11 protein-coding genes and 1 pseudogene are annotated in these 13,129 nt (G+C 72.2%); 4 read left to right on the forward strand and 8 right to left on the reverse strand.

Annotated features, from left to right (window positions below; genetic code table 11):
• Positions 1-187: 187 nt before the first annotated feature.
• Positions 188-1,165, forward strand: coding sequence for a glycosyltransferase family A protein (locus ALMP_RS09300; protein ID WP_264925807.1), 978 nt, complete (start codon positions 188-190; stop codon positions 1,163-1,165).
• Here ALMP_RS09300 and pqqE read toward each other — a convergent pair.
• The 8 genes and pseudogenes from pqqE to ALMP_RS09340 form a co-directional block, all read right to left on the reverse strand.
• Positions 1,132-2,232 (reverse strand): pyrroloquinoline quinone biosynthesis protein PqqE, encoded by a 1,101-nt coding sequence (pqqE, locus tag ALMP_RS09305; RefSeq protein ID WP_264925808.1) that lies wholly within the window; start codon positions 2,230-2,232, stop codon positions 1,132-1,134. The genes ALMP_RS09300 and pqqE overlap by 34 nt on opposite strands.
• Positions 2,229-2,450, reverse strand: coding sequence for a pyrroloquinoline quinone biosynthesis peptide chaperone PqqD (gene pqqD / locus ALMP_RS09310; protein WP_264925951.1), 222 nt, complete (start codon positions 2,448-2,450; stop codon positions 2,229-2,231). Before pqqD ends, pqqE begins: the two co-directional genes overlap by 4 nt.
• 341 nt (positions 2,451-2,791) lie before the next feature.
• Positions 2,792-3,508 (reverse strand): annotated as a pseudogene (pqqC, locus tag ALMP_RS09315) (pyrroloquinoline-quinone synthase PqqC); the annotation flags it as partial.
• The gene (gene pqqB, locus ALMP_RS09320; RefSeq protein ID WP_264925809.1) at positions 3,505-4,419 is read right to left on the reverse strand and encodes a pyrroloquinoline quinone biosynthesis protein PqqB; all 915 of its coding nucleotides are present in this window, start codon (positions 4,417-4,419) and stop codon (positions 3,505-3,507) included. The gene pqqB and the pseudogene pqqC, both read right to left, overlap by 4 nt.
• 9 nt (positions 4,420-4,428) lie before the next feature.
• A complete protein-coding gene (gene pqqA, locus ALMP_RS09325; protein WP_264925810.1) occupies positions 4,429-4,569 on the reverse strand; it encodes a pyrroloquinoline quinone precursor peptide PqqA in 141 nt (46 codons plus the stop codon).
• 65 nt (positions 4,570-4,634) lie between these two features.
• Positions 4,635-5,786: a sorbosone dehydrogenase family protein gene (locus tag ALMP_RS09330; RefSeq protein WP_264925811.1), complete on the reverse strand. Its 1,152-nt coding sequence runs from the start codon at positions 5,784-5,786 to the stop codon at positions 4,635-4,637.
• 270 nt (positions 5,787-6,056) lie between these two features.
• Positions 6,057-7,193 (reverse strand): sorbosone dehydrogenase family protein, encoded by a 1,137-nt coding sequence (locus ALMP_RS09335; protein WP_264925812.1) that lies wholly within the window; start codon positions 7,191-7,193, stop codon positions 6,057-6,059.
• A gap of 310 nt (positions 7,194-7,503) precedes the next feature.
• Positions 7,504-8,079 carry a GNAT family N-acetyltransferase gene (locus ALMP_RS09340; protein WP_264925813.1) on the reverse strand — a complete coding sequence of 192 codons (576 nt, stop codon included), beginning with the start codon at positions 8,077-8,079 and terminating at the stop codon, positions 7,504-7,506.
• A gap of 320 nt (positions 8,080-8,399) precedes the next feature.
• Between ALMP_RS09340 and ALMP_RS09345 the strand changes: the two genes are divergently transcribed.
• The 3 genes from ALMP_RS09345 (at position 8,400) to ALMP_RS09355 (ending at position 13,040) form a co-directional block, all read left to right on the forward strand.
• Positions 8,400-9,788 carry a glycoside hydrolase family 43 protein gene (locus ALMP_RS09345; RefSeq protein ID WP_264925814.1) on the forward strand — a complete coding sequence of 463 codons (1,389 nt, stop codon included), beginning with the start codon at positions 8,400-8,402 and terminating at the stop codon, positions 9,786-9,788.
• A gap of 194 nt (positions 9,789-9,982) precedes the next feature.
• The gene (locus ALMP_RS09350) at positions 9,983-11,992 is read left to right on the forward strand and encodes an FAD-dependent oxidoreductase (RefSeq protein WP_264925815.1); all 2,010 of its coding nucleotides are present in this window, start codon (positions 9,983-9,985) and stop codon (positions 11,990-11,992) included.
• A gap of 85 nt (positions 11,993-12,077) precedes the next feature.
• On the forward strand, positions 12,078-13,040 hold the full coding sequence (locus ALMP_RS09355) for an epimerase (protein ID WP_264925817.1): 963 nt from the start codon (positions 12,078-12,080) through the stop codon (positions 13,038-13,040).
• The last annotated feature ends 89 nt before the right edge of the window (positions 13,041-13,129 follow it).

The raw sequence follows: 13,129 nt of genomic DNA on the forward strand, positions 1-13,129 counted from the left end.
CCGGTCCGCCGCGACGTGGCCCTCTGACAGGGCCGGGGGGGCGTCGGCGCCCGACGCCGCGGAATCGAGGCCGGCCGCACCCCGCTTGCTCCTCTCCCTCCTCTCCCTCCTCTCCCTCCTCTCCCTCCTCTCCCTCCTCTCCCTCCTCTCCCTCCTCTCCCAATCCCCCCGACGCGAAAGACGGCGCATGCCCCACAGTTCCGACCCCGCGGTCTCGGTGGTCATCCCCTGCCACGACTACGCCCGCTATCTGCCCGAGGCGGTCTCCAGCGTCCTCGCCCAGACGTTTCGCGACTGGGAGCTCGTCATCGTCGACGACGGCAGCACCGACGACACCGTCCAGGTGGCCCAGGACCTGATCGCCCGCCATCCCGACCGGCGCATCAGCCTGCTCCGACAGGCCAATGCCGGGGTCTCCGCCGCGCGCAACACCGGCATCAAGGCCTGCGCCGGCCGTTACGTCCTTCCGCTGGACGCGGACGACGTGATCGCCCCCACGATGCTGGAGAAGACCGTCGAGGTACTCGACCGCGACCCCGGCATCGCCATCGCCTCCACCGATGTCTTCACCTTCACCGACGACGACCTGCCGCCGCAGGCGATGCCCCTGCCCGCCTACAGCCGAGAGCTGCTGCTCCAGCGACTGATCATGTTCTACTGCTCGCTGTACCGGCGTGAGGCATGGCAGACCGTGGGCGGGTACGACGAGACCATGCGGGCCGGGGAGGACTGGGACTTCTGGATCGGCTGCGTGGAGCACGGCTTCGACGCCCACCACATCCACGAGCCGCTGTTCGGGGCCCGCAACAAGGACACCGGACTGCATCTGGAAGCCGCCGAGAACGACCTGGCGATCCGGGCGCGGATCGTGGCCAACCACCCGACCCTGTTCAAGCCGATCACCCGTGGCTGGGCGCACGCCGTGCTCTCCCAGGACGCGGAAGCCTGTCTGCGGGACGAGCACGTACCCGACGACATCCTCACCCGGGCCGCCGAGATGGATCAGTTCCTCTCCGCGGTCATGGCCCTCCAGCGCACCACGCGGGTGCAGTACTACCACATCCGGCGACTGGAGCAGGCGCTGGCCGCCCGGGACGGTGGCTCCGCCCCGAGCGGCTCCTCCCCGGAGGGTCACGGCGCCGGTACGGCTCCGGGGCGGCGGTAGACGTACGGGGGCGGATCCCCCGCGGGGCGGTCGGCGGTGAGGGCGCGGACGAGGTGGTGGTCGGGGGAGAGCGCGCACGCCGGGTCGGTGCGGGCGGCGTCGCCGGTGAGGGCGTACGCCTGGCAGCGGCAGCCGCCGAAGTCCTCCTCGCGGCGCGGGCAGCCGCCGCAGGGGCCGGTCATCCAGTCGGTGCCGCGGAAGCGGTCGAAGGCCGGGGAGTGCCGCCAGATCCAGTCGAGTGGACGGTCGCGCACGTTGGGCGCGTCCAGGTCCGGCAGGGAGGCGGCCGCCGGGCAGGGCAGGACCGTGCCGTCGGGTGCGACGGTGAGCGAGACCGCTCCCCAGCCGCCCATGCAGGGCTTGGCGACGCCGTCGAAGTAGTCGGGGACGACCCAGACGAGGTCGACACGGCCGGCGAGCCGCTCCCGCAGGCGTTCGACGGTGTCCCGGGCGCGCGCCAGCTGGTCCCTGGTGGGCAGCAGGGCGGCGCGGTTGAGCAGACCCCAGCCGTAGAACTGGGTGTTGGCCAGCTCGATGCGGTCCACGCCCCAGGCGACGCCCAGTTCGACGACGGCGTCGACGGCGTCGAGGTTGTCGCGGTGCAGCACCACGTTGAGGCCGAGGGGAAGACCGGCCCGGCGGACGAGGGCCGCGGCCCGCTCCTTGGCGGCGAAGGACGACCGGCGTCCGGCGATACGGTCGTTGGCCTCGGGATCCGCGTGCTGGACGGAGAGCTGCACGCTGCGCAGCCCCGCCCCGCACAGCGCGGTCAGCCGGGCCTCGTCCAGACCGGTGCCGCTCGTGACGAGCTGGGTGTAGATCCCGGCGGCCTCGGCGGCGGCGACGATCTGCTCCAGGTCCGGGCGCAGCAGCGGCTCGCCACCGGAGAGGTGGGTGTGCACGACGCCCAGCGCGGCGGCCTGGCGCAGTACGTCGGTCCACTCGTCGGTGCCGAGTTCGCCCGAGCGGCGGGCCAGTTCCAGGGGGTTGGAGCAGTAGGGGCAGTGGAGGGGGCAGGCGTGGGTGAGTTCGGCGAGCAGGGCCCAGGGAGGGGTGTGCGTGGTCACTCGAGCCAGCCCTCCTGGCGCAGGCGGTGGAGGAACGCGGGGACCTCGGTGGCCACCGGGGCGCCGGGGTGGCGGCCGGCCAGCTCGTCGACGATCCCGCGCAGGGTTCGGGTGCCGTCGCACAGTCCGACGATCCGGCCGGCGTGTCCCTGGAGGACGACGACCCGTTCGGGCAGGACCAGCAGGTCCGTGCCGCGCACGCGGTCGTGCCGCAGCATCAGGGCGGGGGCGAGGGCGGGGCGCCACTCCTCTGGGCCCCCCGTGCCGTCCGGCGGCGCCGGCTCGTCGTGCGGCGGCGCCGTCACGATCGGCTCAGCGCTCACACTGGGCTCGGCGGTCACATCGGCCCCCGTCGGATGCTGCGCCAGGGCCGGCCGTCCAGCGGCGGCGGGCCGACCCGCTCGGGCCGGCCGTTGCGCCACGGCCGGCTGTCCACCACCGGCCGGTCGGTCCGGGTGCGTCGTCCGGTGCGGCTCGGCAGGGCGGACCGGCCCTCCCCGTCGGCGGGGTCCGCCGCCTCCACCCGGTCCGCCGTCCCGGCCCGGTCCGCCGCGTCGGGCGGGGCCTGTTCCCCGGCCTGCTGCACGGCGTCGAGCAGGGCCCACAGCACGTCGCACTTGAACGACAGCGCGGCCAGGGCCCGCTCCTGCTCATCGCGGGTGCGGGCCCAGCCCAGGACGAGCGCGAGGGCCTCGCCGCTGTCGCGCCGGCCCTGCTCGACGCGGGCGCGGAAGTACTCCAGTCCGGACGGAGCGATCCAGGAGTAGTGGCGTTCGAAGGCGTCGATGCGCCGGCTCATCAGGTCCGGAGCGGTCAGTTCGGTGAGCGACGCCGCGACGGCCTCCAGCGGCGGGCGCAGGCGGCAGAAATTGACGTACCCCTCCACGGCCAGCCGTACGCCCGGCAGGACGAAGTCACCCCTGAGCAGGCTCGCGCGGTCCAGGCCGGCGGCCTCGCCGAGTCGCAGCCAGCGCTCGATGCCGCCTTCGCCCTCGCCGCGCCCGTCGTGGTCCTCGATCCGCCGCAGCCAGGTGCGCCGCAGGTTCGGGGAGTCCAGCTTCGCGGTGATCAGCGCGTCCTTGACGGGGATGTGGCGCTGGTAGTGGAAGCGGTTGGCGATCCAGCGGCGTACCTCCGCCGGGCTGAGGTCGCCCTCGTGCATACGGACGTTGAAGGGGTGGCGGTCGTGGTAGCGCTCCTGGCCCACCGCGCGCAGTCGGGCCTCGAACTCGGTGGCGCTCCAGGGTTCCGTCAGGGGGGCGAGTGTCGTGGTCACAGCTCGATCACCATCTCGTCGTCGGCCACCTCGAGGCCCAGTCGGGCGAGCCGCTTGTGCTGTGCCGCGGCGGGGTCGACGAGGGGGTTCGTGTTGTTGAGGTGTGTGTAGAGGCAGCGCGCGGACAGCGTGGCGAGGATGCCGGCGGTGCCGCCCGGGCCGTCGATGGGCAGATGGCCCATGCCGGTGGCGGTGCGGGAGGAGATGCCGGTACGGCGTGGTTCCTCCTCGTCCCAGAAGGTGCCGTCGACGATGACGCAGTCGGCCTCGGCGGCGGCGCGGTGCAGCGCGTCGGACCAGGCGGCGACGGCGGGGGCATAGAGCGCGACCCGGCCGGTGGCCTGGTCGTACAGGCGCAGGGCCACCACCCAGGCGTCGTCCTCGGGGGCGTCGACGGCGTACCGGGGGCGCTTCGTCGACACGGGGACGGCGCTGATCCTCAGACCGTGGTCCGGGGGGTCGTCGGGGTCGCCGTGCAGGGGCCGTGCGCCGTGGCAGGGCAGGTCCCGCCAGGTCAGGTCGGTGTAGGGGCCCAGGATCGCGCCGAGGCGCAGACGTTCGTCGAGGGCCCGCCGGACCGGCTCGGTGGCGTGGATCTCCAGGCGGTCCGCCTCGCGCAGACGTGCGATGCCCAGAGTGTGGTCGAGTTCGGCGTCGGTGAGGACGACTCCGGCGATCGGGGTGTGCCGGGGCCCGGGGCCCGGGTGGAGTGCCGGGTGGGCCTCGATCTGGTCACCGATGTCGGGCGTCGCGTTGACGAGGTACCAGCGGCCCTCTTGGGCGCGGACCGCGAGCGAGGCGTGACGGCGGCGGCGCTCGGGATGCGCGCGTGCCCCGGAGCAGCCGGGGCACGCGCAGTTCCACTGCGGGATGCCGCCGCCGGCCGCGGTGCCGAGCACCTGCAGCAGCATGGCGGCGGACTAGCGGGTGGAGAGGGAGTAGGCGGTGACCTCCAGCGCGGTGTCGACGACGGTGTACCCGGGCGTCTGCCAGACGGCGCCGTCGGTCTGCTCCGCGGTGGTCGCGGCCGGGTGCTGCGCCTGCTCGGTGGTTTCGGTCATGGTGCGTACCTTCCTTTCGGGGGAGGTGGGTTCACCCCGTCGTGCGGAGGGGGCGGGGAAGGAGGTCAGTTGACGGTGATCTTGAGGATCCGGTCCCTGTCGTCGCCGCGGTCGGTGCTGCCCAGCCAGAGCTCGTCGGCGCCGGGGACCTTGGTGAGGGCCCGCAGCCGGCCGTAGGCGCCGTTGTAGTAGGCCTTCGCGGTGCCGACGTCCTTGCCGGTGCCGTCGATGGGCAGCGCCCACAGCCGCTGGCCGCGCAGTGTCGAGACGTACACGACGTCGTCGACGACGGCGAGCTGGGCGGGCACGCCTCCCGAGGCGGGTTTCCAGACGTGTTTGGGGTTGGTCATACCCGCGGTGGAGCAGGATCCCTCGCACATGGGCCAGCCGTAGTTGGCGCCGGCGCTGATGAGGTTGAGCTCGTCCCAGGCGGAGTCGCCGATCTCGGTCTCCCACAGCCTGCCCCGCGCGTCCCAGGCCAGGCCCTGCGGGTTGCGGTGGCCGTAGCTGTAGACGCGGTTGCCGAAGGGGTTGCCGGGGGCGGCGGCACCGCTCTTGGTGATGCGCAGGACCTTCCCGTTGAGCGAGTTCTTGTTCTGCGCGAGGGACGGCTTGAGGGCGTCGCCGGTGGCGACGTACAGGTAGCCGTCGGGGCCGAAGGCGATCTTGCCGCCGTTGTGGTCGCCGCCGCGGGCGATGCCGCCGAGCACGACGGTGTACCCGCTGAGCGAGGCGCCGTCGAACTGCATCTTCGCGACCCGGGTCTCGTGGGCGACCGTGTGGACGAAGAAGACGTTCCGGTCCGTGGTGCCGTTCCAGGTGGGTGAGGGGGCGACGCCCAGCAGCCCGCCGCTGCCCACCGCGGGGTCGGCGTCGTCGGCGACGGTGTGCGGGACCTTGCCCGCCTTCTTCTTGGACCCGTCGCGGGACTGGACCCACACCTCCGAGGTGCGGCGCTCGGTGACCAGCGCCTTCTTCCCGTCGGGCAGGAAGGAGATGGCCCACGGTCTGGTCCACTTGTCGGAGAGGACGGAGGCTCCCACCGGGGCGCCGCGGTAGGCCCGGGTGCTCGTGTCGATGTCCGCCGCCCGGGAGGCGGTGTGCTCCGTGACCGCGGCCGAGGCCGTCGGCTGGAGGACACAGGTGCCGAGGAGGGCGGTGGCGGCAGCGAGCGCGGCTCTGCCCGGGCGGAGCCCATGCAGCGCCGAATGCGCCAAGCGTGACATTCTGCGGCCTTTCGTGTCGTGGAGGGCGACCGGCTGAATTCCGTGAGGAGAATCCGTCGGCGCATTCGAAGCGAAGGAGGAGGCGCCGGTCACCGCACGCCTCATGACGCGTCCTCAAAAAGGCGAGGAGAAAAGGACGGGCGACGAGGGGCGAGCGGTGGCACCTGACTCCTGAGAGGAGTATTGGACGCGGATTTCGCGCGGGCCACCCGGACTGCCCCATCCTGCTGACGGAGGCGCCCGGGGCGAGCCGGGGCGGGTTCAGTCGAGGGTGATCTTGAGGATGAGGTCCTTGCCGGTGCCTCGGTCGCTCGTGCCCAGCCAGAGCTCGTCGGCGCCGGGGACCTTGACGAGCGCCCGCAGCCGGCCGTAGTCGCCTTTGTAGTACGACTTCCCCGTGCCGACGTCCTCGCCGGTGTCGTCGATCGGCAGCCGCCACAGCCGCCGGCCGCGCAGCGTCGAGGTGTAGATGACGTCGTCGACGACCGCGAGCTGGGCGGGCACGCCTCCCTCGGCCGGGTTCCAGACCCGCTTGGGGTCGGTCATGCCCGGGGTGGAGCAGAAGCCTTCGCACGTGGGCCAGCCGTAGTTGGCGCCGGGGTCGATGAGGTTGAGCTCGTCCCAGGTGGACTCGCCGATCTCGGTCTCCCACAGCCTGCCCCGCTCGTCCCAGGCCAGGCCCTCGGGGTTGCGGTGGCCGTAGCTGTAGACGTGGTTGCCGAAGGGGTTGCCGGGCGCGGCGGCGCCGGTCCGGGTGATGCGCAGGATCTTCCCGTTGAGCGAGTCCTTGTCCTGGGCGAGCCTGGGCTGTAGCGCGTCGCCGGTGGTGACGTACAGGTAGCCGTCGGGGCCGAAGGCGAGGTGGCCGCCGTTGTGCTGGGTGTCCCGGCGGATGCCGGTGAGGACGGGGGTGTAGCCGCTGAGGGACCTCCCGTCGAAGTCCATCCTGACGACACGGTTGTCGACGGCCGTGGTCTGCATGAAGAACACGGCCTGGTCCGTGACGCCGTTCCAGGTCGGGGACACGGCGACGCCCAGCAGCCCGCCCTTGTCCTGGGTCTCCAGGCTCCACACGGAGTACGGCACCGCGCCGACCCGCTGTCGGGAGCCGTCGACGCCGGCCTTGTAGACCTCTCCGGTGTTGCGCTCGGTCACCAGCGCCGCCGTGCCGTCCGGCAGGAAGGAGATGCCCCAGGGCGTCGTCCACTTGTCCGACAGACGGCTGATGCCGGACGGCGCGTCGGCCGCGCCGGGGGCGGCGGGTCCGGCGTCCGCCGCACGGGGTGCGGACGGTACGGCGGCCGCCGACGACGGGAGCAGTACGGCGGTCACGACGGCCGCGCCGGCGGCGATCGCGGCCAGGCCCGGACGGACTAGTTGCAGCGCCGAATGCGCCAAGCGTGACATTCTCATGCCTTTCCTGTCGTGCGGCGACCGGCTGAATGGCACAGGGAAATCGCGGCCGATCGAGAAACACGGATCTCCATTGCCGCACTTTATGCTGACGCACCCTCAGATGGGTGGACGAACGAGGGCTGAAGCGTGGCGCATGACTCCTGCAAGGAGTATTGAGCGCGGTATTTCCCCCCGGCCACCTGGACTCCCCCATCCAGGGCCGAACTCGTTCTCGCCGTAGCGATCGCCGCGATGGGAGCAGCCGCTCCCGTGAGCCGGGCGTGGCAGACGGTCCAGGGACCGGCCCCGGCGCCTACGGACGCAGGTCGAGCCGCATCAGGACGCGGGGGTGGCCGGCCAGCACCGACGTGGTGTCGGCGGCGTGCACGAAGCCGGCCCGCTCGAAGTTCTTGCGGAGTCCGGCGTAGGCCATGGTCAGGTCGACCTGGGCGTCGCCGTTGTCGAGGGGGTAGGCCTCGACGGCGGGGGCGCCGTGGGCGCGGGCGAATTCGACCGCGCCGGCGATGAGGGCGTGGGAGATGCCCTGCTTGCGGCGGCCGGGGCGGACCCGGACGCACCACAGGGACCAGACCGGCAGATCGTCGACGTGCGGGATCGTGCGGCTGCGCGCGAAGGAGGTGGCCGAGCGCGGGGCGACGGCGGCCCAGCCGACCGGCTCGTCACCGTCGTAGGCGACGACACCCGGAGGCGGGTCGGCGCGGCACAGCTCGGCGACGTACTCCCCGCGCGCCGGGCCGCGCAGCTCGTTGTTGAGCTTGGACGGGATCCGGTAGCTCAGGCACCAGCAGACGTTCGCCCCCGGCTTCTTCGGGCCGAGCAGGGCCCGGACGTCCGCGAAGACCGAAGCCGGGCGCACCTCGATGGTCATGACACCACGATGTCACGGCCCACGGGGCGGTGTCGGGCGGTCATGATCGTCGACCGGAGGACGCCGGCCTAGCCGGCGTCGGCACGGGGTCGGCCGCGGTCCTCCACGGCCGTCTCACGAGCGGGGACCGGTCGTCCTGGCGCCATCGGAGCCCGCTTCCTGTGAACCCGCGGGGACCCGCGCGAAGTCATTGACGCGCACATGGTCAAGGTCTACCTTCTGACCGATTCACCGAACCATGTTCGATATACCGAATAGCCGTGTCCGTTCTCCCACTTCACGACCCTTCCGAGGGCCCCCGCACCCCCTTTGGAGCCGGCATGACCTCCCGCCCCCTCCCCTCCCGTCGTCTGTTCCTGGGCATGACCGCCGCCGCCCCGCTGGCCGTGTCCGGCGCGCTGACGCTGGGCGCCGGGACCGCGCATGCCGCGGACTCGGCGTACGTGATGTGCTACTTCACCGAGTCGACCACCCTCGGCACCGGCACCGACTACGGCCTGCACCTCGCCGTCAGCCCGGACGGGCTCAACTGGACGCCGCTGAACCAGAACAACCCCGTGGCCACTCCCACGGCGGGCGCGCTCGGCCTGCGCGACCCGTTCCTGCTGCGCAAGCAGGACGGCACGTTCGTCGTCCTCGCCACCGACCTCAAGGGCACCGATTGGAGCTACAACAGCCAGTACATCCACGTCTGGGACTCCGCCGACCTGCGCACCTTCACCGGCTACCGGCGGCTGAAGCTGCACGACATGACCACCCACAGCTGGGCGCCCGAGGCGTTCTGGGACGCGGGCCGGGGCCAGTACGCGGTCATCTACTCCTCGGTGAACAGCAGCGGCCACAACGTGATCATGGTCAACTACACCCGCGACTTCGTCACCGCCTCCGCCCCGCAGGTCTTCTTCGACCCCGGCTACGACGTCATCGACGGCAACATGGCCGTGGGCGTCAACGGCGTCAACTACCTCTTCTTCAAGAAGAACCAGACCCTCGTCGCCGCCCGGTCGACCTCCCTCGACCCGGGCAGCTTCACCGAGTTCAGCACCGGCGTCGCCCACGGCGGCACCGAGGCGCCGACCATCGTGAAGTCCCTGACGTCCAACAACTGGTTCCTGTGGGGAGACACCTACACCCCCAACGGCGTCTTCTACGCCTGGCAGTCCTCCGACCTGTCCTCGGGCACCTGGACCGCGCTCGACCAGAAGACCTACACCCAGCCGGTGAACTCCAAGCACTGCGGCATCGCGACGATCACGTCCACCGAGTACGACAACCTCCTCGCGAAATGGGGCGCCCCCACCTGGAACCGGCTCAAGTCCTACAACTTCCCGGCCCGTTACGTCCGCCACGCCAACTACGCCGGCCGTATCGACCAGTACCCCTTCGACCCGTACCTGGACTCCCTCTGGAAGCTGGTCCCCGGCCTCGCCGACAGCTCCGGGGTCTCCTTCCAGTCGGTCAACTTCCCCACCCGCTACCTGCGGCACTACAACTACGAGCTGCGGCTGGACGTCAACGACGGCACGTCGACGTTCGCGGCGGACGCCACCTTCCACCGTACGGCGGGCCTCGCGGACGCGAGCTGGTCGTCCTTCCGCTCGTACAACAACCCGACCCGCTACATCCGCCACTCCAACTACGCCCTGCGCATCGACCCCGTCTCGACGGCCACGGACCGCCAGGACGCGACCTTCCGCGTCGGCTACTAGCGGAACCGGCCGCGGCCCGGTGGTCACCGAACCCACCGGAGCCCACAGAACCCCACCGAAGCCGGGGACAAACCCCTCGCGGCCCTCGCCCGGATGCACCGGTGGGAGCCCGCCCGCGCCGTCACGCTCCCACGTTCAGGTGATGATCGGCCGGACCTCCACGGGCCGCCGGACCGCCCCCGTATCCAGGGCACATGGACCATTCCCATGCCTCTGTCGAGCAGTCCCGATCCCCTCAACCCCGTTTGTCGCGGCGGCAGTTCACCGCCACGGCCGGTGCGGCCGGAGCCGCGCTCGCGGCCTCGGCCCCGCTCGCCGCGGCCGCGGTGCCGCAGGCGCCCCGTCCGCCGCGGTCCACCGCCGACCCGGCCACCTGCCTGGCGGTCGCCCGGGCCCTGCTGGTGGTGGACTCGCAGGACCGGCCCCTGGTGCCCGGGTACCGGAAGGTCCTGGCCGACGGACTGCCCCGCACCGGGACGAAGACCGCGAAGAAGGTGCTCGTCGTGGGTGCCGGGCCCGCCGGGCTGGTGGCCGCCTGGCTGCTGAAGCGGGCCGGGCACCACGTCACGCTCCTGGAGGCCAACGGCAACCGGGTCGGCGGCCGGATCAAGACCTTCCGGACCGGCGGGCACGAGAACGCGGCGCGGGCGTTCGCCGATCCGGCGCAGTACGCGGAGGCGGGGGCCATGCGGATCCCCGGCAGCCATCCGCTGGTGATGAGCCTCATCGACCGACTGGGCGTCGAGCGGCGCCGGTTCCACCTCGTCGACGTCGACGCCGACGGCAAGCCCGTCAACAACGCCTGGCTGCACGTCAACGGCGTCCGGGTGCGCCGCTCCGAGTACGCGCGGTCGCCGCGCAAGGTCAACCGGTCCTTCGGGGTGCCGCGCGCGTACTGGGACACACCGTCCTCGACGATCCTGCGCCAGGCCCTGGACCCGGTGCGCGACGAGTTCAGCACCGTGGGCGCCGACGGCAAACGCGTCGACAAGCCGATGCCGGAGCGGGTGCGGGGCTGGGCCCGGGTCGTGCAGAGGTACGGGGACTGGTCGATGTACCGGTTCCTGACCGAGGAGGCCGGTCTGGACGAGCGCACCATCGATCTGGTCGGCACCCTGGAGAACCTCACCTCCCGTCTGCCGCTGTCCTTCATCCACAGCTTCATCAGCGCCTCGCTGATCAGCCCCGACACCGAGTTCTGGGAGCTGGTCGGCGGCACGGCCACGCTGCCGGACGCGCTGCTGCGGGAGGTCTCCGACGTGCTGCGGCTCGACCGGCGGGTGACGCGCGTCGAGTACTGGTCGCCGGAGCGGACCGGCACCGACGACACCGCGCACGTCCGCGCCGACGGGCCGCACGTGTGGGTCGACACGGTGTCCGAGGGCCGTGACGGCAAGGTCGTGCGGGAGCAGTTCACCGGTGACGTCGCGATCGTGACCGTGCCGTTCTCGGGGCTGCGGCAGGTGCAGGTCAGCCCGCTGATGTCGTACAAGAAGCGGCGTGCCGTCGCGGAACTGCACTACGACAGCGCGACGAAGGTGCTGCTGGAGTTCAGCCGCCGGTGGTGGGAGTTCTCGGAGGACGACTGGAAGCGGGAGCTCGACGCCGTACGGACGGGGCTGTACGAGGAGTACCGGGCCGGGAAGGCGCTCTCGGACGGGAGTCTGCTGGGCGCGCACCCGTCCGTGCCGCCGGGCCACATCAGCGCAGCGCAGCGGGTGCACTACGCGGCCGACCGGTGGGTGACCCGTGACCAGCCGGAGGCGGCGCGGATCGTCGGCGGCGGCTCGGTCTCCGACAACTCCAACCGCTTCATGATCAACCCGTCCCATCCGGTGGCGGGCAGCGAGGGCGGAGTGGTGCTGGCCTCCTACAGCTGGGCCGACGACGCCTCCCGCTGGGACTCCCTGGAGGACGACGCCCGCTATCCGCACGCGCTCAGGGGACTTCAGCAGGTGTACGGCCAGCGCGTCGAGGTCTTCTACACGGGCGCCGGCCGCACCCAGAGCTGGCTGCGCGACCCCTACGCCTACGGGGAGGCGTCGGTGCTGCTGCCGGGCCAGCACACCGAGTTGCTGACGGCGATCCGCTCGCCCGAGGGGCCGCTGCACTTCGCGGGCGACCACACCTCGGTGAAGCCGTCGTGGATCGAGGGCGCGGTGGAGTCGGCGGTGCGGGCCGCGCTGGAGGTGCACGGGAGCTGAGACGGGCCGCCCCGACCACCACCCCGGTTTTGAACACGTTCAAAACCGGGGTAGTGTCCGTCCCACGACGAGACGGGGAGGCCAGATGAGGATCGTCATACCCGGGGGGACCGGGCAGGTGGGGACCGTGCTGCGGCGTGCGCTGACGGCGGCCGGGCACGAGGTCGTGGTGCTGACCCGGCGGGCGTCCGGCCCGGGAGAGCTGCCGTGGGACGGCCGGACGCTCGGCCCCTGGGCCGACGCGGTCGACGGCAGTGACGTGGTGATCAACCTGGCGGGGCGCAGCGTCAGCTGCCGCTACACCCCCGACAACCTGCGGGAGATGATGGACTCCCGGGTGCTCTCCGCCCGGGTCGTGGGCGAGGCGATCGCCCGGGCCGCCCGGCCGCCGAGGGTCTGGCTCCAGATGAGCACCGCCACGATCTACGCCCACCGCTTCGACACCGCCCACGACGAGGCCACCGGCGTGCTGGGCGGCACGGAGCCCGACGCTCCGGGGTACTGGTCCTACAGCGTCGACATCGCCAGGAACTGGGAGCGGGAGCAGGAGCGGGCCGCGACACCGGACACCCGCAGGGTGGCCCTGCGGTCCGCCATGGTCATGAGCCCCGACCGGGGCGGTGTCTTCGACGTGCTGTCGCGGCTGGTCCGGCTCGGTCTCGGCGGGCCGGTGGCGGGCGGCGCGCAGTACGTGTCGTGGATCCACGACCTCGACTTCCTGCGCGCCGTCGAGTTCCTGATCGACCGGGAGGATCTCTCCGGGCCGGTCAACCTCGCCGCTCCAGAGCCCCAGCCGCACCGCGCGTTCATGCGCGCCCTGCGCACCGCGTGGGGCGTCCCGGTGGGGCTGCCCGCGACGCGCTGGATGGCCGAGGTCGGCGCCTTCGCCCTGCGCTCCGACACCGAACTGCTGCTCAAGAGCCGCCGCGTCGTGCCCGGCCGCCTCCTCGACGCCGGGTTCACCTTCACCCACCCCGACTGGGCCGGGGCAGCGGAAGACCTCACCCACCGCCACCGCCATGGCCGGCGCGAACCCGCCGTGCGGTGACGGGGCGCTCGCGCCGACGGGGGCGGGTGTGGGCCGTGCGGGCGCGTCGCACGGGAACGCGTCCGCACGGCTGCTCGGGGCCCCCGGGT

Origin of the sequence: Streptomyces sp. A012304, from assembly GCF_026008495.1 — a bacterium.
GTDB lineage: Bacteria > Actinomycetota > Actinomycetes > Streptomycetales > Streptomycetaceae > Streptomyces.

What these genes read in the sequence shown, in the direction of transcription:
- ALMP_RS09300 (WP_264925807.1), top strand. Translation starts at nt 188, where the DNA reads ATGCCCCACAGTTCCGACCCCGCGGTCTCGGTGGTCATCCCCTGCCAC.
- pqqD (WP_264925951.1), bottom strand. Translation starts at nt 2,450, where the DNA reads ATGCTGCGGCACGACCGCGTGCGCGGCACGGACCTGCTGGTCCTGCCC.
- pqqB (WP_264925809.1), bottom strand. Translation starts at nt 4,419, where the DNA reads ATGCTGCTGCAGGTGCTCGGCACCGCGGCCGGCGGCGGCATCCCGCAG.
- pqqA (WP_264925810.1), bottom strand. Translation starts at nt 4,569, where the DNA reads ATGACCGAAACCACCGAGCAGGCGCAGCACCCGGCCGCGACCACCGCG.
- ALMP_RS09340 (WP_264925813.1), bottom strand. Translation starts at nt 8,079, where the DNA reads ATGACCATCGAGGTGCGCCCGGCTTCGGTCTTCGCGGACGTCCGGGCC.
- ALMP_RS09345 (WP_264925814.1), top strand. Translation starts at nt 8,400, where the DNA reads ATGACCTCCCGCCCCCTCCCCTCCCGTCGTCTGTTCCTGGGCATGACC.
- ALMP_RS09350 (WP_264925815.1), top strand. Translation starts at nt 9,983, where the DNA reads ATGGACCATTCCCATGCCTCTGTCGAGCAGTCCCGATCCCCTCAACCC.
- ALMP_RS09355 (WP_264925817.1), top strand. Translation starts at nt 12,078, where the DNA reads ATGAGGATCGTCATACCCGGGGGGACCGGGCAGGTGGGGACCGTGCTG.